We start from the raw sequence: 21,599 nt of genomic DNA, 5'->3' as shown, positions 1-21,599 counted from the left end.
CCTTCGGTAGTGAAACGACTGCATCAATGATCAGACGTATGTTGTCTTTCTCATTATAGGTAGGTATAATTACTAAGCTGTCGTTCAAGTTTTTTTGTTGCAGTGAATTTCAAAAATACTAAATCCTAACCAATCTTATTTTATAAGATTTGAATTTCTAATCATTATACTAATTTTACGCCTCTTTTGTTTTACTAAAATTCATTGATTTTGAATAAATGCGTTTTTCTGGATCGAGATGGTGTTTTAAATAAAGATTTTGTTGATTACGTGTATTCAGAAGATAAGTTATTTATCCTTCCTGGCGTAGAGGATTCACTAAAGTCACTAAAAAATGCAGGGTACTTGATTATTGTAATCACCAATCAATCCGGAATTACGAAAGGAATTTATTCAGAAGAAGATATGCATAAGGTGCACAACATTATGCAACAAAAGTGGGATAATGCCATCGATGATTTTTACTTTGCTCCTGGCCATCCAAGTTTTTCAGAAACCTTGTCGCGCAAGCCAGGCTCATTAATGTTTGAGAGAGCCATTGCGAAGTACAACATCGATACAAAACTATCTTGGATGATAGGTGATAAAGACAGGGATTTGATTCCAGCCAAAAAACTTGGATTAAAAACTATCCAGGTAGATTATTCAGACAGCATCAATGCTGATTATAAGGTAAAAGATTTACCTGATGCGGTAGAAGTTATTTTCGGTTAATAGCCAAGCGTTTTAAGCATCGAATCACTGGTTTGCTCATCGGCAAATAACTTAGTTGTAACCTTACCATTTTTATCCTTATCAATTAAAACATGCTTAGGTGCGGGTATTAAACAATGTTGTATCCCGCCATAGCCACCTAACGACTCTTGATAAGCCCCAGTATGGAAAAAACCAATATATAACGGGTCGGTTTCATTAGACTCTAACATTGGCAAGAATACCTCACTGGAATGTGCCTCAGAGTTATAATAGTCCATACTATCACATGTTAAACCACCTATATTAACCTTATGATACATATTATCCCACTTGTTCAAAGGTAGCATAATGTACTTCTGGTTCAGCCCCCACGCATCAGGCAAGTGAGTAATAAATGAACCATCAATCATATACCACAACTCTTTGTCATTCTGAAGCTTTTCGTTCATGATGGAGTAGAGCACCGCACCACTTTCGCCTACAGTAAAGCTTCCAAACTCAGTAAAAATATTCGGTACTGGCACGTTGTTCTTACCACAAATCCATTTGATATTCTCTACAATCTGTTCGATCATGTACTTATAATCGTACTCAAAGTGTAAGGATGTTTTTATCGGAAATCCACCACCAATATCTATGGTGTCTAATTCAGGGCAGTCCTTTTTTAGCTCACAATATTTAAATATAAAACGACTTAATTCACTCCAGTAATAAGCTGTATCTTTAATACCTGTATTGATAAAAAAGTGAAGCATTTTAAGTTTAGCCTTTTTACTTGGCTTAATCTGATCTTTATACAGATGGTTGATATCACCATATCGGATTCCTAACCGAGAAGTATAGAACTCAAAATTTGGTTCTTCATCTGCAGCCACACGAATACCAACATGATATTCACCATTCACATGCTCTTCATAGTGACTGAGTTCCGTCAGGTTATCTAGCACCGGAATGCAGTTTTTAAAACCATCATTCAATAAGCCTGAAATGTATTCACGGTAAAGTGGCCTTTTAAAACCATTGCAAACGATGTATGTGTTTTTATTGATCTTTCCCTTCTCATGTAGTTTTCTTACAATGGGAATGTCATAGGATGATGAAGTCTCAAGATGAATATCATTATTTAAAGCTTCTTCAAGAATAAAGTTGAAATGCGATGATTTGGTGCAATAGCAGTAGGTGTATGAGCCTTCATATTTATGTTTTTCGAAAGCATCGGCAAACAACTTTTTAGCATACCTGATGTTCTCGCCAATTTTTGGCAAATAAGTTAATTTAAGTGGCGTTCCATATTTTTTAATGATGTCCATCAAAGGCACATCATGAAAATGTAATTCATCATTTATAACCTGAAATTCTTTTTGCGGGAAATAAAAGGTTTGCTCTATTAAATCAACGTATTTCTTCATTCAATTGGTACTTATCTGTCTTTGAACATTACCATGCAATATTGGTATAAATTAGCAATCTTTGCAAAGCCAAATTTCACATGGCGACTGATAAGTTAATAAAAACAATTATGGAAAAGAATATTTCCGAAGATAGGATTCGAATCGTACAGGTAAAATCAGAAATAGCCGCAGGTACAAGAGGTGCCAGTTTAGGTATTGACGCCCTGAAAATAGCAAGTTTAGATCTTAATTCAGATTATTTCACCAGATTCGATGAAGAAGAAGTTGAAACGGTGAATGAAATTCTTTTTGATGGTTTTGAGCATCCACATGCTAAGTTTATTGATGGTGTCTACACGATGGAGTCAAGAGTTTCTGAAATGGTGAAAAAGGTGTTGGATGAAGATAATTTTCCATTAGTACTTGCTGGCGATCATTCTACTGCGGCCGGCACAATCATGGGCATTAAAAATCACTATAAAAACAAACGACTTGGCGTAATCTGGATTGATGCACATGCCGATTTACATACGCCTTACACCACTCCTTCAGGTAATATGCACGGTATGCCGTTAGCAATGGTTGGTTCTTTAGATAATATGGATTGCCGAATCAACAACCCAAAAAAAGAGACGGTAGAACTGTGGGAAAAAATAAAAAATATCGGTTTCAAAGGCCCGAAAATTGACCTTTCTGACATCGTATTCATTTCAGCCCGCGATCTGGAAGAACCAGAACAATTCTTGCTGAATAAATACTCAATTAAAAATTTCACTACTGATGAGGTTAGAAAGCTGGGCGCAAAAGAAGTGGCCAAACAAGCATTAGACCGCCTTGATAACTGCGACATTATTTACGTTTCTTTTGATGTTGATAGTATGGATTCTGAGATTTCTGTGGGTACCGGTACACCTGTAAAAAATGGATTAACTGCAGAAGAGGCTAAAATTTTGAATTGCGAGTTAGTAAAATCTCCAAAGTTAGTAGGCTGGGAGATGGTGGAAGTAAATCCAACATTGGATACGGAAAATAAAATGGCAGAAACTGCTTTTGAAATATTGGAAGAAACTACCAATAGCATGATGAGCTAATTGAATGGCTATCCAGGTAACCGAAAAACTGTTAATGATTCGTACTGTAAGATTGAAGGTGAATGAGCATTCGAAAATTTGGGATTATGTGATGGAGGAAATTCCAACTATTGAAATTGCAAAAATGGAAGTATTTAGAAATGGAAGTTTAAATATGTTCAACACTACCATAATATAGAGAATGGATAAATTAGGACAAAGCACTGATACAATATTAATGATTAGACCCGTTCGGTTTAGAATGAACGAACAGACAGCAGTAAACAATTATTATCAAAAAGTTCTTGACGGTTTATCTTCCAATGAAGTGCAGGAAAAAGCGTTAAAAGAGTTTGACGACTTTGTAGAAAAGTTGCGATTAAAGGGCGTTAATGTAATTGTAGTTAATGATACTTCAGATCCTGATACGCCAGATTCAATATTCCCAAATAACTGGATATCTTTTCATGACGATGGCAGAATCGGACTCTATCCCATGTTTGCAGAGAATAGAAGGCTGGAAAGAAGGAGTGATATCATCGAAACGCTAAGAGCAGATTTTAATGTGAGCGCGCTAGTTGATTTTACGGAGTTTGAAGCTTCTGATGTATTTCTGGAAGGAACAGGAAGCATGATCTTAGACAGACCAAATAAAATAGTGTATGCGGCAATGTCTGAGCGAACTCAAGAGCCACCGTTAAACGAGTTTTGTGAGGCTTTTGGCTATGAAGCTGTTAAATTTATAGCAAATCAGGATGTTGATGGTAAAAGATTACCGATATATCATACGAACGTAATGATGTGTGTGGCCGATGAATTTGCTATATTATGTACCGATAGCATTGACGTACAGGATGAAAGAAAGGCTGTCACTGATAAACTTGAAACTACTGGTAAGGAAATTATCGCCATATCAGAAGATCAAAAACATCGCTTTGCTGGCAATATGCTTCAGGTAAGGTCAGAAGATGGTAAAATTTATTTGGTAATGTCAGGTGCAGCATATCAATCATTAAATGAAGATCAAATTAGTAGAATAGAAAAATACTGCCCAATAATCCATAGCTCTCTAGATACTATTGAAGCCCTTGGTGGCGGAAGTGCGAGATGTATGATGGCAGAAGTCTTTTTACCTAAAAAATAAAATTATGGCTAATACTCCTATAACAGATTTCATCAACCAACACTATTTACATTTTAATGCAGCAGCTTTAGTAGATGCAGCAAAAGGATATAAAAAACACCTCAGCGAGAATAAAAAAATGCTGATATCATTAGCTGGTGCAATGAGTACCGGTGAGCTTGGCAAATCGCTTGCTGAGATGATCAGACAAGATAAGGTGCATATTATATCTTGTACAGGTGCCAACCTGGAAGAAGATGTAATGAACCTTGTGGCGCATTCGCATTATAGAAGGGTACCTAATTATCGTGACTTAACACCACAGGAAGAATGGGATTTGTTAGAGAAGGGATTGAACAGAGTAACGGATACCTGCATCCCGGAAGAAGAAGCTTTTAGAAGAATACAAAAACATATTTTCAAAATTTGGAAAGATGCTGAAGATAATGGTGAGAGACTATTTCCTCACGAATTCCTCTTCAGATTATTGAATTCGGGCATTATGGAACAGTACTATGAGATTGATCCAAAAAATAGCTGGATGGTTGAAGCCGCCAAGAAAAACCTACCAATGGTAGTTCCAGGCTGGGAAGATTCCACACTGGGAAATATTTTCGCTTCCTACTGCATTAAAGGCGAATTAAAAGCCAGTACAATGAAGTCAGGCATCGAATACATGATGTGGTTGGCCGATTGGTACACCGATAATGCTGAAGATAAGGGCATTGGTTTCTTCCAAATTGGCGGGGGTATTGCTGGAGACTTTCCTATTTGCGTGGTTCCAATGTTGTATCAGGACATGGAAAGAGAAGATACCCCATTTTGGAGTTATTTCTGTCAGATTTCTGATTCTACCACTAGTTATGGTAGCTATTCGGGAGCCGTACCAAATGAGAAAATTACCTGGGGTAAGCTGGATATTAATACACCAAAATATATTGTAGAGTCTGATGCCACTATTGTGGCGCCACTCATTTTTGGATACGTTTTAGGCTGGTAATATGGAAGCTAAAACACAAGACAATTCTACCTATCTGCTCAAGATTCGAAACATAGTTTTAGACGACTATGAAAGGATTGTTGAGGTCATGCACAAAAGCTACCCCACCATGCGCGATGATTTATGGGAAAAGAAAAACATCAAGAAGCTGCTTGATATTTTTCCTGAGGGTCAGATATGTGTGGAGGATAATGGAGTGCTTGTAGCCTTTGCTCTTTCAATCATTGTTGATTATAAAAAATTTAGTGACAATCACACATACGACCAAATCATTGGTGGTAAAGCAGCTTCTTTTAAAACACATGATGATGAAGGTGATGTATTGTATGGTATCGATGTATGTGTTGATACAGATTACCGTGGTCTAAGACTGGGCAGACGTTTATATGATGCCCGAAAAGAGTTGTGCGAGAACCTGAACCTTAAATCAATCATCGCAGGTGGAAGAATGCCTAACTATCACAAGCATAGCGAGGAGCTAACACCAAGGCAGTACATACAAAAAGTGAGAGATAAGGAAATTTATGATCCTGTACTTTACTTTCAGATGAGTAATGATTTTCACGTAAAGAAAGTATTAAAGAGATATCTGCCAGATGATAAGGAAAGTGCACAAAATGCCGTACTTATTGAGTGGAACAATATTTATTATCAGGATAGCATAGACATTGGATCAGGAAGGTCCCACGCCAGAATTGGCGTAGTTCAATGGCAGTTGCGTGCTGTTAGAAACTTAGAATCATTTTTTGATAATGTTGAGTTCTTTGTGGATGCCGTAAGTGGCTATAAAGCAGATTTTGTGCTTTTTCCAGAGCTATTCAATGCGCCATTAATGGCTGAGTTTAATGAGGATAATGCCGCTACCGCTATCAGAAACCTGGCTGGTTATACAGATCAGATAAGAGATAAAATGCTTCAATTTGCTTTGGAGTATAACATCAACATTATAGCGGGTAGTATGCCTGTTTATGAAGATGATAAGCTATACAACGTGGCCTATTTGCTTCGCAGGGATGGAACGTGGGAGGTACAACCAAAAATACATGTAACGCCAGCAGAACGTTCCGATTGGGGAATGACCGGGGGAAACAAAATCAAGGCCTTTGATACAGATGCAGGAAAAATTGGCATTCTCATATGCTATGATGCTGAATTTCCTGAGTTGAGCAGGATCTTGGCCGATCAAGGGATGCAGATATTATTTGTGCCTTTTGCTACTGATATGCAGAATGGTTATTTGAGAGTTCGATTGTGCTCACAAGCCAGAGCTATTGAAAATGAATGCTATGTAGCTATATCTGGTAGTGTCGGTAATTTGCCTAAAGTAGTGAATATGGATATTCAGTTTGGGCAATCAGCGGTTTTTTCACCTTCTGACTTTGCCTTTCCATCCAATGCAACAGTTGCTGAGGGCACACCTAATACAGAAAATACCATTATCTGCGATGTTGATTTGAATGACTTAAAACATTTGAATATGCATGGTAGTGTAAGAAACCTAAATGATAGACGAAAAGACCTCTATGAGGTGAAATTGAAAAAATAAATGAACATAGAAACCACGTTAGTACAATCCATTTCAAAGGCATTTAGTGAGCTATTTAGTGCATCTCTAAGTGAAAGTGAAATCAGCCTTCAGCCTACTAGAAAAGAATTTGAAGGTTCACACACTTTTGTTTGCTTTCCTTATGCTCGCTTATCCAAAAAGAATCCTGAGGAAACAGGAAAGGCCATTGGGGAGTACTTAAAATCCAACTGCAACATAGTTGCCGGTTTTAACGTGGTCAAAGGTTTCTTAAATATTGAACTATCGGATGCCACATGGTTGGCCGTATTCAAAGATATTCATGGAGCTGAAAATTTTGGTTTCTTTCCATCGAACGGAAAAGAGGTGATGGTGGAGTATTCGTCACCAAACACAAACAAGCCTTTGCATTTAGGCCATTTGAGAAATAACTTCTTGGGCTGGTCGGTAGCTGAGATTCTTAAAGCCAATGGCAATAAGGTTCATAAAGTGCAGATTATTAATGACAGAGGCATTCATATTTGTAAATCAATGATTGCCTGGCTGGAGTATGGTAATGGCGAAACTCCAGAGTCTACTGGTAAGAAAGGTGATAAGTTGGTAGGCGATTACTATGTGAAATTTGACCAGGAGTATAAAAAGCAAATTGCTGAGCTTGTAGATGGTGGTATGCCCAAAGAGGAGGCCGAGAAACAAGCGCCAATCTTTAAAAAAGCTCAGGATTTATTGTTGAAATGGGAGAGAAGAAACCCAGAAACTTATAAGCTTTGGGAAACAATGAATGGCTGGGTGTATTCAGGGTTTGAGGCTACCTACAAGCAAATGGGCGTTGATTTTGATAAGCTCTATTATGAATCTGATACCTATTTATTAGGGAAGGATCAGGCACAGGAAGGGGTAGACAAAGGAATTTTCTTTAAAAAAGATGATGGGTCGGTTTGGGTAGACCTGACGGAAGATGGTCTTGACGAAAAGCTAATTTTAAGAGCTGATGGCACCTCTGTGTACATGACTCAGGATATTGGGACGGCCATTTTAAGATTTAAGGATTTCCCTAACATCTCAAAACAAATATATACTGTCGGTAATGAGCAGGAATATCACTTCAAAGTTTTGTTTCTGATTCTCGATAAATTAGGTTATGAGTGGGCGAAAGAATGCTATCATCTTTCCTATGGTATGGTAGATCTGCCTAGCGGCAAGATGAAGTCAAGAGAAGGTACAGTGGTAGATGCCGATGATTTGATGCAGGAAATGATGACCACTGCAAAAGAACACACAGAAGAGCTGGGTAAGGTAGACGATTTCACAGAAGAGCAAGCAGAGGAACTATATAATACGTTGGGGCTTGGAGCATTGAAATACTTTTTATTGAAGGTTGACCCTAAAAAACGAATGTTGTTCGATCCACAGGAATCCATTCAATTTCAGGGAAATACAGCACCATTTATTCAATACACGCACGCAAGAATCTCAGCGATACTGCGAAAAGCCAATCAATTAGGTGTTGTGCCAACCGCGGCTGACTTTGACCTTGATAAAGGGCTACAGAGCTCTGAAAGGAATTTGATATTTCTATTGAACGATTATCCCGAAAAAATTAAGGAAGCGGGCGACCACTATTCACCTGATACCATTGCCAATTATGTATATGAGTTAGCAAAAGAGTATAATCGTTTTTATCAGGAAATATCAATTTTCAATGAGCAAAACGAAGCTGCCTTTAAATTTAGAATTGCACTTTCTAAAGTAGTGGCAGAAACCATTCAAAAGGCAATGGGACTGTTAGGTATTACAGTTCCTGAAAGGATGTAATCAATTTATTGAATTGCCTTTATTGTCAAATTCGTGTCTCAGCTTGTATTCAACAAATGGTATGTGAGCAATCAATAATACAATCAGAGTTATTGCTGAGAAATTTATTGCCGATTCTGTAGGTAAGGAATATATCAATAGAATTTGAAATAAACTGGTAATTATTCCTATGCCAACAATCATTTTAGCAGATAGTCGATTGGCGAAATCCCAGGTTTCTTGAGACTTTCTTGACATAGGAGTTCGATATCCATAAAATGCATTGATATTCTTTGGAGGAAAGTTCAAAAATAAAAGACCCATCACTGTCATTAACGGTCCGAATACTAAGTGCATCATCTTATGGAGAAATTGGGAATTTAATTCTTCCAAACCATTTAGATTTTACTCTAATTGTAACACCTGGCCTATCAAATTCATCGGTTTCGTAACCATAGTTAATTGGTTCTGGAAGTTGAGACGGATCAAAAGCTGTTTTTAAATTACTCTGATAAGCAATTGGATTTTGAAATAAAAGCGGAGCATTATCAAGATTTAAATTGTAATCGCTAAGGTTAGCTTCTGTTAAGATAGCACCATTAACCTTACTCAAATTAGGGTTAACCTGAGCATAAACAGAATTAAGAGTGAAAAATACACTTATAGCAATAAGTAATATTGAAAACTTCATATTACTAATATAGCTATTTATTCAGTTTAAAGCTCATAGACGAGCTCCTTAATCGGCCATTAACATCAAATTGGTAGGTCGTTTTAACCGGCCTGTTGTTCCACATAAAGTTACTTTCTTGTGTGGTACCAATCCAGGCTTGATTTACAGGTACAAATGGTGCCTGAACATCCCAAATATTACCAGATTCCTCAAATTGTAAGCTAGAGAACTCAAGTGTATAACTTTGGCTGAAATCTGGAAAGGTAAATTCGGGCAGGGTAATTAAACTACTTGCTTCCTTTTTTTCGAAATACTTATTTATTTGACCCCAACTATTGGTGGCTAGTAGAATTAACACGAATAATAACAGTTTCTTTTCCATGGCGTTGTATTTTTGCTTTTATAATTTAATCTATTTAGAAAACAACTGCAATGAAAAAATGGTTAACGGCATTTAGATTACGAACCTTACCTTTAGCATTATCAAGCATAGGTATGGGCAGTTTCATTGCTGCTGCAGAAGGCAATTTTAACATTGTAATCTTTTCACTCTGTGCATTAACCACGATTTTTCTTCAAATTTTATCAAATCTGGCCAATGATTATGGCGACTCTGTAAATGGGGCAGATCATGTCGAAAGGCAAGGGCCGAGTAGAATGGTACAGTCTGGTGCCATTAGTTTGAATCAAATGAAAGCAGCAATGATCATTTTCGTTCTGCTTTCTTTGATAAGCGGCATCTCATTACTGTACATTGCCTTCGGTTTAAACTGGCAGGCATTTTTGTTCTTTTTTGCAGTGGGTATTGGAGCTATATTAGCAGCAATAGCTTATACAGCAGGCAGAAAACCGTATGGTTATATCGGCCTGGGTGACCTTTCCGTGTTCATTTTCTTCGGAATTGTGGGCGTGGTAGGTTCTTATTATTTATATGCCAATACCTTTGAATGGGAGCTGCTTTTACCAGCCATTAGTTGTGGGCTATTTTCTGTAGCAGTGCTAAATGTGAATAATATCAGGGATATAGAATCAGATAAAAAGGCGGGTAAATTTTCTGTGCCAGTGAGAATAGGCAGGTCTGCTGCTATCAATTATCATGTAGCACTTATTTCTATTGGAATCGTTTCTGCCTGTGTTTATAGCGTATTAATTTATACATCAATTTCTCAGTTTGCTTTTGTAATTATGGTGCCGCTATTCATTGCCAACATCAAAGCTGTGAAAACCAAGATGAACCCTAATGAACTGGATCCTTATCTGAAGCAAATGGCTTTATCTACCTTACTTTTTGTTGTCCTTTTTGGAATAGGACAATTAATTTAATAATTTGATTAATATCAGTTGAGACGGTGATTTAGAGCATGCGAATCTAGATTGTAGTTTCTCAATATTGTATCAACAAAAGATAGTAATCATGAAAACGATACTCATACCTACCGATTTTTCAGAGCTGGCAAAAAATGCAACCGACCTTGCTGCTAATCTGGCAAAGAAAGTAAATGCTGAGATTATATTGCTTCATGTAGTGGAAGATGCATCAGTTTCATCAGTGCAGTATACGGGTGAGCTAGCCATGCCAAACATGCAGGATCGGTTATTCATTTATAAACTTATCGAGAACGCTAAGCGAGAATTTAATAACGTAAAAGAGAAGCACAAAGGAGTAGAGATAAAGGAAGAAATACGGGTAGGTAATCCATACTACAGCGTGCAGGACATGATTGGAGAATATGAGATTGACCTCGTTGTTATGGGGACAAAAGGAGCTACAGGTGCTAAAGAATTATTTATTGGTTCTAATGCAGAAAAAGTGGTAAGACATGCCAAATGCCCGGTGCTTACTGTTCATGGACCGGCTGATATCAACAAGCTAAAAAACATTGCTTTTGCCACTGGGCTGAAAGACGCACAAGGAAAACATATCGAAATTATTAAAACCATAGGTGAATTCTTTGATGTGAATACACACATTGTAAGAATAAATACGCCCAATAATTTTCAAACTGATGTAGATTCTGTTAGGGAATTGCATGAATATGCCAAAGAAAGTGGCATCAAAAAATATGAAGTAAGGGTTTTTAATGATGTAACAGAAGAAGAAGGCATCATCCACTTTGCCGAAGAAATAGATGCAGATTTGATCGTGATGGCAACACATGGAAGAAAAGGATTGGCACACCTCGTGGCAGGTAGTATTGCCGAGGAGGTGGTAAACCACTCTAAGCGCCCAGTGCTTACTTTTTCTATGAAGCATTAATAAAATGTTGTACGAATTAATATAGCCCAATTCAATTTGAGTCGGGCTTTTTTTGTTGCAGTTGAATAAATCATTATTTTCAACAATGCGTCAATCTTTGAAAGGCACTGACTTTGGTATGAACCCTGAATTTAAAAATCGGGGGGAAGAACAAACCAGAATTGAAACATTTAGCGATGCCGTTTTTGCACTGGCGGTAACCTTATTAATTTTATCATCATCAGTTCCAGAATCATTCAAAGAACTAACGGAATCTTTTCATAATATCGTTCCTTTTGGTATCTGCATCACCTTGCTAATGATAATTTGGTACCAGCACTATATTTTCTTTATCCGGTACGGATTTAAGGATGTTAAAATAGTGGCGATTAATGCGTTGCTTCTATTCTTAATTCTTATTTATGTGTATCCCCTAAAGTTCTTATTTACCATTCTTTATAATGTTCTTGTTGCAGTAATTAACAGGGATCAAAAATTGATTGATTATACATTTACTTATATGATTGCTCCTAACGAAACAGGCTCATTAATGATCATATATGGCTTCGGTGCTGCTGCTGTATTTATAGTACTGGGTTTAATGTATTTAATAGCATATAATCGCAGAAATGCTCTTGAATTATCACCAATTGAAGTCTATCATACTAAGACAAGCATGTATGATAACTTTATTATGGCTGGCATCCCATTACTTTCAGTTTTTATTGCAATGATTGGTGGTAAATACTCATTTATGATTAGTGGATTTGTCTACTGGTCGTATTCCATTGTGATGCCTCTATTTAACTACTTGAGAGAAAGAAGAAAGAAAAGGCTATTTTATAAGTAGCCTTTATAAATAGTGTTATGAAGTTCCTGTAGTTAATTTGATACTCGTGGAAACTTGCTAAAATCAGGTTTTCTTTTCTCCAAAAAGGCATTTCTTCCTTCTTTAGCTTCTTCAGTCATGTAAGCAAGGCGTGTAGCCTCACCGGCAAATACCTGCTGGCCAACCATGCCATCATCAGTAAGGTTAAAGGCAAATTTCAACATACGTATAGACATAGGCGATTTAGCCAAAATTTCCTGAGCCCACTCATAGGCTGTATCTTCTAACTCGTTATGTGGTACAACAGCATTGACCATACCCATATCATAAGCCTCTTGCGCAGAGTAGTTTCTTCCCAGATAGAAAATTTCCCTTGCACGTTTTTGCCCCACCATTTTAGCCAGATAAGCTGACCCGTAGCCACCATCAAAGCTGGTAACATCGGCATCGGTTTGTTTAAAAATGGCATGTTCTTTACTGGCCAGTGTTAGGTCACAAACAACATGCAAACTATGACCCCCACCAACTGCCCAGCCGGAAACTACTGCAATTACAGGCTTAGTCATAAACCTGATCAAGCGCTGTACTTCAAGAATGTTTAAGCGGCCAACACCACCATCATCCACATAACCCGACTCACCTCTGGCTCTTTGATCCCCACCAGAGCAGAATGAATACACTCCATCTTTTGGGGAAGGTCCTTCAGAAGAAAGGAGTACTACTCCAATAGAGCTATCTTCTTTTGCATCGGAGAATGCATCATACAATTCAGCGGTAGTTTTAGGTCTGAAGGCATTTCTTACTTCAGGTCTGTTAAAGGCAATTCTGGCCACGGCACCAGATTTTTTATAAGTGATATCAGTATATTCCTTGGCTGTAGTCCAATTAGCTTTTTCCATAATTTGAAGATTTTTTAATCATGGTAAAGCTAATGAAAAATGGTTTTATGAATCCGTTAAATTCAATTCAAATATCAAATCGTTGTTGGAATTTTTCACCTTACTTGCTTTGAATCCCAGCTTCTTGATTAGTTGTTTCGATGAAATATTTTTTCTTGTAGTAACGGCAAATAATTTATTTAATCCTAACTCAGTAGCATTATTTATTACAGCCATTGAGGCTTCATAGGTATAGCCTTTATGCATAAAATCAGGATGTATAGCAAAACCAATATCAGGAGAATCCAGGTAATCTCTGGTAAATAATCCACAAACACCAATAGGTTGGTGAGTGTCTTTCAGAGATACTAAATAGGGGCCATAACCAAATTGTTCATATCTGCTGATTGCCCAGTTGGTAATGTACGACATGGCAGATGCAGAGTCGTGTATATTTCTTTCACCAATAAACTCAAGCCAGCCGGGTGTATTCACTAAAGTGTAGATAAATTCATAATCGTCAAGTGTTATTTTTCGTAGAGTCAGACGTTCTGTTGTGGCTATCAATTCTTTTTCGGGATTACGTGTTTTGCCAAGATCCGTTTTTTTTCTTCTTTCACCAATTCATTTTTTCTATGACTCCAGATCTTTTGGCGTGCTTGCTTTGCTGCTTCCTTCTGATCAACTATTGGTAGAAAATATTCTTTGGCAGGATAAAAATTAGCCAGTTGCTGATCCAGCGAAGTCATTAACCAAGGTTCGTGAATAAACTCTGTCGGGCAATTAGTCAGTTCAGGCACCCATTTTTTAATGAACCTACCATCAGGATCATGGTCTTTGGACTGTTTAATGGGGTTGTATATTCGGATAGTATTTGTACCGGTAACACCCGCCTGCATTTGAATTTGCGGAAAGTGAATGCCCGGCTCAAAATCTAAAAACTGTTGAGCTAAATGGCTGGTTATACTTTGCCATGGAAGCCATAACAAATGTGTAGCGAACGAAGTAAGCATCGCGCGCATTCTAAAGTTGATATAACCGGTTTCATTGAGGCAACGCATGCAAGCATCCACCAAAGGGAAGCCTGTTTTTCCTTCTTTCCATAATTTCAGAAGTTCCTCTGAATCATTTTTTTGCAGTGTTCTGTACCCTTTATTTACTGATCTAAATTCCATGGAACATTCAGATTCAAATTTCTGCATAAAATGGCTGCGCCATCGCAAGCGTGAGGAGACCGCTGAAATTTGAGATTTGTTCTTGCCCTCTTTCTTTAAATCTTGTATAGCCTGATATACTTGCCTGATGGAAATATTGCCCCAAGCCAGATAAGGAGATAAGCGGCTGCAACTCGTTCTACTCATTTCCGGTTTGGAAATACCTCTTGAATACTCCTTGATACGGCTAGAGGTAAATGACTTCAAAACTTTATGTGCTTGCAACTCGCCACCGACCTGAAAAGTATCGACAACTTGTACTTTATTTAAGCTGGATTTCGAAACTTTGTTGAGCCTGTTAATTTGCTCTGAGGTGAAGAATGTAGTGGAAGTCATATCCACTCTATAAACTGGCTGCGACATAAAGTTGTACCAATGCTTTGTCCACTGTTCGCGATTAGTTAAACCACGGATAATGCCATTGTCAGGATGTTCAATCCACTTGATGTGGTTTTGAGTGCAGTAGGCTTTAAACTCTAAGTCGCGATCAAAAGTGACTTTTACACCTACTTCTTCATGGGAATGAACCGAATCAATTGAAAACTGACTAGTTAATCGTTCAAATACCTCAATGAAATTGCCCTGCAGTCTTAGGATTTGTGTATTGAATTTGGCGAGTTGTTTATCCAAATCGCTTAACGATTGTTGGATAAATTGAAAATGCCTTGCCGAGTAATGGTGATGGTTTAAGAGAATTGGTTCGTACACATAGAGAAACAGAATAGGGTTGCCAGATTGTGCAGCATGAAACAAGGCTGCATGATCTCTCAAACGAAGGTCTCTCTTCAACCAGACAATTGTAACTGCATCGGACACCCTTTGTTAACAACTTCGCAGTTAGTTGGTTAATGATAATTTTTGAACTTATTTTTGTTTGAAACGTTTGTTTCAGTATATGCCTAAGTCAGTATTATTTGATAGAGATGATGTAATCAGCAGAGTAACCGATCTCTTTTGGGAGAAGGGTTATAATGCTACTTCTATGCAAGATCTGGTGGATGCTACAGGACTAAATAGATCAAGTATTTACAATACTTATGGAGATAAATACAACTTGTTTATTGCAGCCTTAAAGCATTATCAGGCACAACAAAATGATTTATTGACGACAGCAGCACAGAAAACACAATCGCCAAAGAAGGCCATTGAAATGTTATTCAATGCTACGTGGGAGCAACTAAATGAAGAGCAGAATAAAGGCTGTTTTTTGTCAAATTGCGCTACAGAAATGAGTAATGCAGACCCAAAAATCAAAGGATTTTTATCAGATAATAAATGTGCTGTTGTAACCACTTTTAAATCACTTATTGAAAAAGCTCAGCAAGTAGGTGAGGTCGATGCAGCAAAAGATGCTGAGGTTTTAGCACATTATTTATTCTCTTCACTTCAAGGTTTAAGAGTTACCTCGATGATTGATGGCAATAAAAAGCACATTAAAGGCATAGCTGATCAGGTTCTTTCTGTTCTTTAATATCCCTGTATACCAGTTAGTTACAAAATAATTTACTTTTTTTTATTTTATTTGAAACAAACGTTTCAATATTTTCGTTATCTGGAACAAACGTTTCAAATAAAATTATAAATAACTTAACAATGGGAAAATTAGATAACAAAGTCGCTTTAATAACTGGTGGGAACAGTGGAATAGGATTAGCAACAGCAAAACTTTTTGCAAAAGAAGGAGCAAAAGTGGTGATCTCGGGTAGGAGAGAAGATGCATTAAAAGATGCCGTTGCTCAAATTGGGAACGGTGCTGATTATGTGTTGGCCGATGCTTCCATCGTGAGCTCAGCGAAGACAGTAGTAGATGCAACTGTTGCTAAACATGGAAGAATTGATATTCTGTTTTTAAATGCTGGTGTAGCCTATTTCTTACCTATTGATGCAATAGATGAAGATCACTTTGACACACAATTCAATATTAACGTAAAGAATCCATTCTTTACTATTAAGGAAGCACTTCCTCATTTACCGGAAGGTGCCGTAATTGTCTCAAACACTTCAGTAGTTGGCCAAAAAGGCTTTGACGGAACAGGCGTTTACAGTGCTACAAAAGCAGCCTTGAGATCATTAACAAGAGTGTTAGCCAGTGAATTAAAGGCTAAGAAAATCAGAACAGTGAGTGTAGCTCCAGGCCCTATTGAGACACCAATTTACGGTAAGTTAGGAATGCCCGAAGAAGCTGTACAAGAAATGGGTGCAGGTTTCGCACAACAAGTGCCACTAGGTAGATTTGGCTCTGCGGATGAACTAGCCAGTGCAGTATTATTTTTGGCTTCTGCCGATGGATCATTCGTGAATGGTGTGGAGCTTGAAGTTGACGGAGGACTAAGTCAGGTATAAATCAAGAGCCTAAAAGGCCAATTATATAGATCAGAAAACCATCTGCTAGTTGGCAGATGGTTTTTTAATTTCATTAAATCACGTTTATAATTACAATAGCAAGCTACTTTTTACTACCTTATTAAGTTCAAATAGAATTCTAAACTTATGCTACAACTTATTGAAGATGATCCTTGGTTAAAGCCTTATGAAGCTGATCTTCAAACGCGGCTTGATTACTTCAAACAGCGAATATCTGAAATAGAAAAGGATCATGGATCAATAGAAAAATATACACTAAGACATAAGGAGCTAGGTTTCAATTATGATAAGAAACAAAAGGGCTGGATTTATCGAGAATGGGCGCCAGCTGCAACCTCATTAAGTATTATAGGTGAATTTAACAACTGGGATGATTCTAAACATCCATTAACCAATATTGGAAATGGTATCTGGGAAACATTTATTCCAGAATCAGAGGGTCTTAAACATTTATCTCGATTAAAAGTGAGAGTAGGATCTCCCAATGGTGTTGCTGATAAACTTCCTGCTTACACGAAATTCACCGTTCAAAATACTGAAACACATGATTTTACAGCTTGCCTCTGGCACCCTGAAAAACATTTTAAATGGACAGATCAGAAATTTAATCTTAAAAAAGTTGGTGCACCGCTAATCTATGAATGCCATACAGGCATGGCGCAAGAAAAAGAAGGTGTTGGCACATATAAGGAATTTGAAAAAGAGGTATTACCACGAGTAAAGGCATTGGGGTATAACTGTATTCAATTAATGGCCGTAGCTGAGCACCCTTATTATGGTTCTTTTGGCTATCATGTGTCTAATTTCTTTGCTCCTTCTTCACGGTTTGGTACACCCGATGAACTGAAATCGTTGGTGAACACGGCACATACTATGGGTATAGCGGTGATTATGGACATTGTGCATTCACATGCGGTCAAGAATGAAGCTGAAGGACTCAATAATTTTGACGGTAGTGGCCATCAGTATTTTCATGAAGGCGGGAAGGGCTATCATGAAGGTTGGGATTCCAAGTTATTTGATTATGGTAAGGAGGAAGTAGAACGATTTTTACTTTCTAATGTGCGCTATTGGTTGGAGGAGTTTCATTTTGATGGGTTTCGTTTTGATGGGGTAACAAGCATTCTATATCATCATCATGGTAATGGTGTTGGTTTTGATCATTATGATAAATATTTCAAAGATGGTGTAGATTGGGACTCCGTGCGCTATCTACAATTGGCCTCAACCGTTGCTAAAAGGATAAAGCCAGATAGTATTTTAATAGCAGAAGATATGAGTGGCATGCCAGGCATGTGTCAGCCAATTGAGGCAGGCGGTCTTGGTTTTGACTATCGGTTAGGGATGGGCATTCCTGATTCGTGGATAAAGCTATTGAAACACAAATCGGATGAAGAGTGGAAGATGGAAGAAATTTGGAATGTGCTAAGCAATAGGCGATATAAAGAAAGAACCATAGCCTATGCTGAATCTCATGATCAGGCAATGGTAGGCGACAAAACTATAGCCTTTTGGCTGATGGATAAGGAGATGTATTGGCACATGAATAAAGAGGACGAAAACCTCATTATTGATCGTGGAATTGCACTTCATAAAATGATCCGGTTAGTAACAGCTTCCGCAGGCGGGGAGGGCTATTTGAATTTCTTTGGTAATGAATTTGGTCACCCTGAGTGGCTAGACTTTCCAAGAGAGGGAAATGATTGGAGTTACAAATATGCCCGCAGACAGTGGTCGTTGGTAGATAATGAAGATTTGAAATTTAGCTACCTCAATGATTTTGATAAAGCCATGATCAAATTAATTGAAGAAAACAAAATTCTTTCCTCTCAAGCAGCTAATCTAATTAATATGGATGAGACTAATCAGGTACTCATTTTTGAACGAGGAAACTTGATTTTTGTATTCAATTTCAGTCCAACAAATTCAATTCCCGATTATAAGTTTTGGGTACCAAAAAAGGGCAAGTATACGTATTTACTTAACTCTGATGATGTACAATTTGGTGGTCATGGACGAGTAGACGAGGATGTTGTGCACGAAAGCTTTCAGGAGAATGGAGAGAATTACCTTTCTATTTATGCCGTTAACAGAACTGCTTTTGTATTTAAAAGAGTTTAGAACGTCATCCCGAAAATGAAGCTTTACATTTATTCAAGCTTTATTTATCCAAAATCTAAATCCCATTATAACGTACTATTTATATTTCAATCCAATGGCAGTCAGAACATTCATGCAATTGATAAAATGTTGAAATGCGTTTTGATGATTAGAACTTAATTTAAATAGCATCTCTGGTTGGCAAATTAGCATGATTACCATCCAGTCTTCATCCGTTAATTTTTGATGGGCTTTGTCAATCAACCTTCTACTTTCCTCAAATATGGCTTTTTGTAGGGGACTGGATAAATACTGAGCCATCGGATTCGACCATTCTGGTGAACTTAAAGGCATACTGGCCGAGTAAATATCCTTTTTTGTTTTACTAGACAGATACTTCTTCAATTCTTGAAGGTTTGACGATTGCAGGTCTTGATCATTGTAACCACTACCAAATCCATTAGCCAAACAGGCATAAATGCCCTTGCTGCTATCGCCATTTGAAAGTAATATCTTGATTGGCTTTTCTCCAGCTGATTGATAGTAATCTGCTGTTTTTATTTCATTAAGGTGCCAACTGTTGGCAGGGGCCAAAAGCCCTTTAAAATTATGTTGATTGAGATGGTTAATGAGTTGATCATTAAATAATCCTGCTGTATTAATAAACCAATCAGCCTGTTTGTTAAAGTGTTTTTTGTAAACATTCTTATGAAATTCAACTTCCTTATTAAAAAGCGCTGGATGGCATAAAAAACTTAATGAATGATAAGCACACGAAGCAACTAATACAATTTCCCCACTTTTTACATGGCCTTTTATTGTATCCAGATTAGAAGGGAACTCTTTTTCCAGCATATCCAAAAATGAAGAGCTAAAATATACAAGAACATAATTTTTCTTCTTCAGAAATTTAAACAGTAATGCTAATCTACTTGTAAGGGTTTCTTTATCGTACGTTGATAGTTCATTAACACCAATCAAACTTCCAACCTTACTTACTTCCAAAAAAGATATTTTCTTTGGTGGGAGTGTGAAATGATAATGTAGTACCTGATAGCTATTCATTTTAGGAGGCTAATAGTTTATAAACTTCCTCACCCACATGCTGCCAGGTTCGTTTAAGTGCTGCTTCTTTGTTTTTGGCTACTCCTTTGGCAATGCTATCATTGTCTGTAAGCACTTCTTTAATAAGTTTTACATAACCCGCTACATTTTCTTTCTCTGGAATGAATGAGCCTTTGAGAATTTCTATCACACCACTATTTGAAGTAATTATCACAGGTAGTTCGTTTAATGCAGCTTCCAGTGCCACCAAACCAAAAGGTTCAGATATGGATGGAACTACCAAAACTTTACTTTCTTTCATTAGCGCATGCAAAGCTGCTCTTTCTAAAAGCCCGGTAAAACTAAAATAATTGGCCAGGCCTTTTTCGTTCACCTTGCTCACAACTTCTTGTGATAGTTCACCGTTTCCCGCCACCACAAATTTCAGGTTGTCATAATTTTTAATAAGCTCCGAAGCGATGTCAATAAAGGTAAATATGCCTTTTTGATGACTCAAGCGCCCGGCAAAAAGAATCACATCTTCTTCGAAAGGTGAGATGTATTCTACCGGTTTTGTTTTTTGACTTGCCAGGTGCACGACTTTTATTTTCTTTTTATCTATGGTGTAATGACGCTGCATAATACGAGCGTGATATTCGCTTACTGCGATAATCATATCTGCCTTTTCTAACCCCTCTTTTTCTAATTTATACACCCATGAATCAGATTTTTTTCCGGTTCGGTCATAATCGAGCGCGTGGATGTGCAAAACCAGAGGTTTGTTATACTTCTCTTTTAGATGGATTGCCGCACCGATAGAAAGCCAATCATGCGCATAAATAACATCATAATCTAATGATTCCACATGCTTGATGACCGATTGACTATATGCTTTTAAAGCTTTCTTAATTTCAACAGACGACACTGTGACTTCGGTGGTGGGTTTCTCATGAGATGGATGGTAAAAGTAGGGGGTTAAAATTGTTTCGATATGTATCTCCACAGCTGTGGCATCAACTGATTTAGCATCTAACAGGCTTTCCTTTATGGCCACTTCAATTTGGCCATTGGTTTCTTCGGATGCTATGGCTGAGGCCTGTACAGGCGAAACAATGGTTAGTTCAGACATGGCACCAAGCTGCACGGCAATATTTTCTGTAGCCAGGCCAAAACCAAAATTATGGCTGTCAGATTTTGAAGGACCTATCATTAATATCTTCATAGCTTAATGCGTTTTGGTTGTCTAAGTTTCTATTTTAATCTCTCTAAATGACTTGTTCACGATGAACTTTATGTTATTATTTTCCTGAATAAAACTCACTGATTTTCCATCTACAGTAATAGATTTAGGTATTTCTTTCATCGTATGCAACAAGGCTTCAAAGCTTTGGAAAGAAGACTCATAGTCGCCTTCTATAATTTGTGTAATACTGATATAATTCGTTTCATGTTTTTGGACGAATTTTCTTATGGTACTCAAGCCTCTTTCAAAGTCCTTACTATGCCCATCATCTTCATACAAAGTAGAAGTGGTAGTTTTTTCACCAGCATAAATGTGCAATGTAAAGGCTTCAGGTTCAAATTCATCTACATATTGCATTTTTGGCTGCATCGGTATTACTGCCCCAGTTTTTACAAATAGCGGAAGTTGGTCCAAAGGTG

Annotated in this window: 23 protein-coding genes; 13 read left to right on the top strand and 10 right to left on the bottom strand. The window is 37.5% G+C overall.

Annotation, left to right across the window (positions count from 1 at the left end):
• Window positions 1-210: 210 nt before the first annotated feature.
• Entirely contained in the window at window positions 211-714 is a 504-nt protein-coding gene (locus RLO81_RS05265; RefSeq protein WP_350108251.1) for a D-glycero-alpha-D-manno-heptose-1,7-bisphosphate 7-phosphatase, read from the top strand.
• Here the strand turns inward: RLO81_RS05265 and RLO81_RS05260 are convergent.
• On the bottom strand, window positions 711-2,105 hold the full coding sequence (locus RLO81_RS05260; protein WP_350108248.1) for a type III PLP-dependent enzyme domain-containing protein: 1,395 nt from the start codon (window positions 2,103-2,105) through the stop codon (window positions 711-713). The genes RLO81_RS05265 and RLO81_RS05260 overlap by 4 nt on opposite strands.
• Before the next feature lie 110 nt (window positions 2,106-2,215).
• On the opposite strand from RLO81_RS05260, the gene rocF reads away from it, so the two are divergent.
• The 6 genes from rocF to argS are packed head-to-tail and all read left to right on the top strand — an operon-like array spanning window position 2,216 to window position 8,620.
• Window positions 2,216-3,178, top strand: coding sequence for an arginase (rocF, locus tag RLO81_RS05255; protein ID WP_350108245.1), 963 nt, complete (start codon window positions 2,216-2,218; stop codon window positions 3,176-3,178).
• Between the two features lie 4 nt (window positions 3,179-3,182).
• Window positions 3,183-3,356 carry a hypothetical protein gene (locus RLO81_RS05250; protein ID WP_350108242.1) on the top strand — a complete coding sequence of 58 codons (174 nt, stop codon included), beginning with the start codon at window positions 3,183-3,185 and terminating at the stop codon, window positions 3,354-3,356.
• A gap of 3 nt (window positions 3,357-3,359) precedes the next feature.
• The gene (gene ctlX, locus RLO81_RS05245) at window positions 3,360-4,301 is read left to right on the top strand and encodes a citrulline utilization hydrolase CtlX (protein ID WP_350108239.1); all 942 of its coding nucleotides are present in this window, start codon (window positions 3,360-3,362) and stop codon (window positions 4,299-4,301) included.
• 4 nt (window positions 4,302-4,305) lie between these two features.
• Window positions 4,306-5,280: a deoxyhypusine synthase family protein gene (locus tag RLO81_RS05240; protein WP_350108236.1), complete on the top strand. Its 975-nt coding sequence runs from the start codon at window positions 4,306-4,308 to the stop codon at window positions 5,278-5,280.
• Window position 5,281: 1 nt separating this feature from the next.
• Window positions 5,282-6,826: a GNAT family N-acetyltransferase gene (locus RLO81_RS05235; RefSeq protein ID WP_350108233.1), complete on the top strand. Its 1,545-nt coding sequence runs from the start codon at window positions 5,282-5,284 to the stop codon at window positions 6,824-6,826.
• Entirely contained in the window at window positions 6,827-8,620 is a 1,794-nt protein-coding gene (argS, locus tag RLO81_RS05230; protein WP_350108230.1) for an arginine--tRNA ligase, read from the top strand.
• Here argS and RLO81_RS05225 read toward each other — a convergent pair whose 3' ends face one another.
• From RLO81_RS05225 to RLO81_RS05215, 3 genes are read right to left on the bottom strand one after another with little or no spacing between them, the layout of a single operon-like run.
• Window positions 8,621-8,959, bottom strand: a complete 339-nt coding sequence (locus tag RLO81_RS05225; protein WP_350108227.1) for an SdpI family protein — start codon at window positions 8,957-8,959, stop codon at window positions 8,621-8,623.
• A gap of 1 nt (window position 8,960) precedes the next feature.
• Entirely contained in the window at window positions 8,961-9,290 is a 330-nt protein-coding gene (locus RLO81_RS05220; RefSeq protein ID WP_350108224.1) for a hypothetical protein, read from the bottom strand.
• Between the two features lie 13 nt (window positions 9,291-9,303).
• Entirely contained in the window at window positions 9,304-9,654 is a 351-nt protein-coding gene (locus tag RLO81_RS05215; RefSeq protein ID WP_350108221.1) for a hypothetical protein, read from the bottom strand.
• A gap of 50 nt (window positions 9,655-9,704) precedes the next feature.
• Here RLO81_RS05215 and RLO81_RS05210 point away from each other — a divergent pair, with 50 nt between their 5' ends.
• The 3 genes from RLO81_RS05210 (at window position 9,705) to RLO81_RS05200 (ending at window position 12,358) form a co-directional block, all read left to right on the top strand.
• The gene (locus RLO81_RS05210; RefSeq protein WP_350108219.1) at window positions 9,705-10,595 is read left to right on the top strand and encodes a 1,4-dihydroxy-2-naphthoate polyprenyltransferase; all 891 of its coding nucleotides are present in this window, start codon (window positions 9,705-9,707) and stop codon (window positions 10,593-10,595) included.
• 91 nt (window positions 10,596-10,686) lie between these two features.
• Window positions 10,687-11,529, top strand: a complete 843-nt coding sequence (locus RLO81_RS05205) for a universal stress protein (RefSeq protein WP_350108217.1) — start codon at window positions 10,687-10,689, stop codon at window positions 11,527-11,529.
• Between the two features lie 85 nt (window positions 11,530-11,614).
• Window positions 11,615-12,358, top strand: coding sequence for a TMEM175 family protein (locus tag RLO81_RS05200; protein ID WP_350108215.1), 744 nt, complete (start codon window positions 11,615-11,617; stop codon window positions 12,356-12,358).
• Between the two features lie 32 nt (window positions 12,359-12,390).
• Here the strand turns inward: RLO81_RS05200 and RLO81_RS05195 are convergent, their stop codons facing one another.
• Genes RLO81_RS05195 through RLO81_RS05185 form a run of 3 tightly spaced genes read right to left on the bottom strand, consistent with a single transcriptional unit; the run spans window position 12,391 to window position 15,218 of the window.
• Entirely contained in the window at window positions 12,391-13,236 is an 846-nt protein-coding gene (locus RLO81_RS05195; RefSeq protein WP_350108213.1) for a 1,4-dihydroxy-2-naphthoyl-CoA synthase, read from the bottom strand.
• A gap of 45 nt (window positions 13,237-13,281) precedes the next feature.
• Entirely contained in the window at window positions 13,282-13,782 is a 501-nt protein-coding gene (locus RLO81_RS05190; RefSeq protein ID WP_350108210.1) for a GNAT family N-acetyltransferase, read from the bottom strand.
• Complete coding sequence (locus tag RLO81_RS05185) at window positions 13,779-15,218, bottom strand: FAD-binding domain-containing protein (protein WP_350108208.1); 1,440 nt, start codon at window positions 15,216-15,218, stop codon at window positions 13,779-13,781. The genes RLO81_RS05190 and RLO81_RS05185 overlap by 4 nt, the downstream gene beginning before the upstream one ends.
• 106 nt (window positions 15,219-15,324) lie before the next feature.
• Here RLO81_RS05185 and RLO81_RS05180 point away from each other — a divergent pair, with 106 nt between their 5' ends.
• From RLO81_RS05180 to RLO81_RS05170, 3 genes are all read left to right on the top strand, one after another.
• Complete coding sequence (locus RLO81_RS05180; RefSeq protein ID WP_350108205.1) at window positions 15,325-15,900, top strand: TetR/AcrR family transcriptional regulator; 576 nt, start codon at window positions 15,325-15,327, stop codon at window positions 15,898-15,900.
• Window positions 15,901-16,022: 122 nt separating this feature from the next.
• Window positions 16,023-16,772, top strand: a complete 750-nt coding sequence (locus tag RLO81_RS05175) for an SDR family oxidoreductase (protein ID WP_350108202.1) — start codon at window positions 16,023-16,025, stop codon at window positions 16,770-16,772.
• Window positions 16,773-16,919: 147 nt separating this feature from the next.
• Window positions 16,920-18,914, top strand: coding sequence for an alpha amylase C-terminal domain-containing protein (locus RLO81_RS05170; protein WP_350108199.1), 1,995 nt, complete (start codon window positions 16,920-16,922; stop codon window positions 18,912-18,914).
• Between the two features lie 75 nt (window positions 18,915-18,989).
• Here RLO81_RS05170 and RLO81_RS05165 read toward each other — a convergent pair whose 3' ends face one another.
• From RLO81_RS05165 to RLO81_RS05155, 3 genes are all read right to left on the bottom strand, one after another.
• On the bottom strand, window positions 18,990-19,958 hold the full coding sequence (locus RLO81_RS05165; RefSeq protein ID WP_350108196.1) for a polysaccharide deacetylase family protein: 969 nt from the start codon (window positions 19,956-19,958) through the stop codon (window positions 18,990-18,992).
• A gap of 1 nt (window position 19,959) precedes the next feature.
• Window positions 19,960-21,159 carry a glycosyltransferase family 4 protein gene (locus RLO81_RS05160; RefSeq protein WP_350108194.1) on the bottom strand — a complete coding sequence of 400 codons (1,200 nt, stop codon included), beginning with the start codon at window positions 21,157-21,159 and terminating at the stop codon, window positions 19,960-19,962.
• Window positions 21,160-21,180: 21 nt separating this feature from the next.
• Window positions 21,181-21,599: DUF5110 domain-containing protein (locus tag RLO81_RS05155; protein WP_350108191.1), on the bottom strand; the 419-nt coding region annotated here is incomplete at its 5' end.

The sequence above is a fragment of the Fulvivirga sp. genome, assembly GCF_040220315.1.
Taxonomy (GTDB): domain Bacteria; phylum Bacteroidota; class Bacteroidia; order Cytophagales; family Cyclobacteriaceae; genus Fulvivirga.
This window is presented reverse-complemented; position numbering and strand designations above follow the sequence as displayed.

Coding starts and splice junctions, on each gene's coding strand:
- RLO81_RS05260 (WP_350108248.1), bottom strand. CDS start 2,105: ATGAAGAAATACGTTGATTTAATAGAGCAAACCTTTTATTTCCCGCAA.
- RLO81_RS05225 (WP_350108227.1), bottom strand. CDS start 8,959: ATGATGCACTTAGTATTCGGACCGTTAATGACAGTGATGGGTCTTTTA.
- RLO81_RS05205 (WP_350108217.1), top strand. CDS start 10,687: ATGAAAACGATACTCATACCTACCGATTTTTCAGAGCTGGCAAAAAAT.
- RLO81_RS05220 (WP_350108224.1), bottom strand. CDS start 9,290: ATGAAGTTTTCAATATTACTTATTGCTATAAGTGTATTTTTCACTCTT.
- RLO81_RS05240 (WP_350108236.1), top strand. CDS start 4,306: ATGGCTAATACTCCTATAACAGATTTCATCAACCAACACTATTTACAT.
- RLO81_RS05215 (WP_350108221.1), bottom strand. CDS start 9,654: ATGGAAAAGAAACTGTTATTATTCGTGTTAATTCTACTAGCCACCAAT.
- RLO81_RS05170 (WP_350108199.1), top strand. CDS start 16,920: ATGCTACAACTTATTGAAGATGATCCTTGGTTAAAGCCTTATGAAGCT.
- RLO81_RS05195 (WP_350108213.1), bottom strand. CDS start 13,236: ATGGAAAAAGCTAATTGGACTACAGCCAAGGAATATACTGATATCACT.
- rocF (WP_350108245.1), top strand. CDS start 2,216: ATGGAAAAGAATATTTCCGAAGATAGGATTCGAATCGTACAGGTAAAA.
- RLO81_RS05200 (WP_350108215.1), top strand. CDS start 11,615: ATGCGTCAATCTTTGAAAGGCACTGACTTTGGTATGAACCCTGAATTT.
- RLO81_RS05250 (WP_350108242.1), top strand. CDS start 3,183: ATGGCTATCCAGGTAACCGAAAAACTGTTAATGATTCGTACTGTAAGA.
- argS (WP_350108230.1), top strand. CDS start 6,827: ATGAACATAGAAACCACGTTAGTACAATCCATTTCAAAGGCATTTAGT.
- RLO81_RS05165 (WP_350108196.1), bottom strand. CDS start 19,958: ATGAATAGCTATCAGGTACTACATTATCATTTCACACTCCCACCAAAG.
- RLO81_RS05180 (WP_350108205.1), top strand. CDS start 15,325: ATGCCTAAGTCAGTATTATTTGATAGAGATGATGTAATCAGCAGAGTA.
- RLO81_RS05160 (WP_350108194.1), bottom strand. CDS start 21,159: ATGAAGATATTAATGATAGGTCCTTCAAAATCTGACAGCCATAATTTT.
- RLO81_RS05210 (WP_350108219.1), top strand. CDS start 9,705: ATGAAAAAATGGTTAACGGCATTTAGATTACGAACCTTACCTTTAGCA.
- RLO81_RS05235 (WP_350108233.1), top strand. CDS start 5,282: ATGGAAGCTAAAACACAAGACAATTCTACCTATCTGCTCAAGATTCGA.
- RLO81_RS05175 (WP_350108202.1), top strand. CDS start 16,023: ATGGGAAAATTAGATAACAAAGTCGCTTTAATAACTGGTGGGAACAGT.
- ctlX (WP_350108239.1), top strand. CDS start 3,360: ATGGATAAATTAGGACAAAGCACTGATACAATATTAATGATTAGACCC.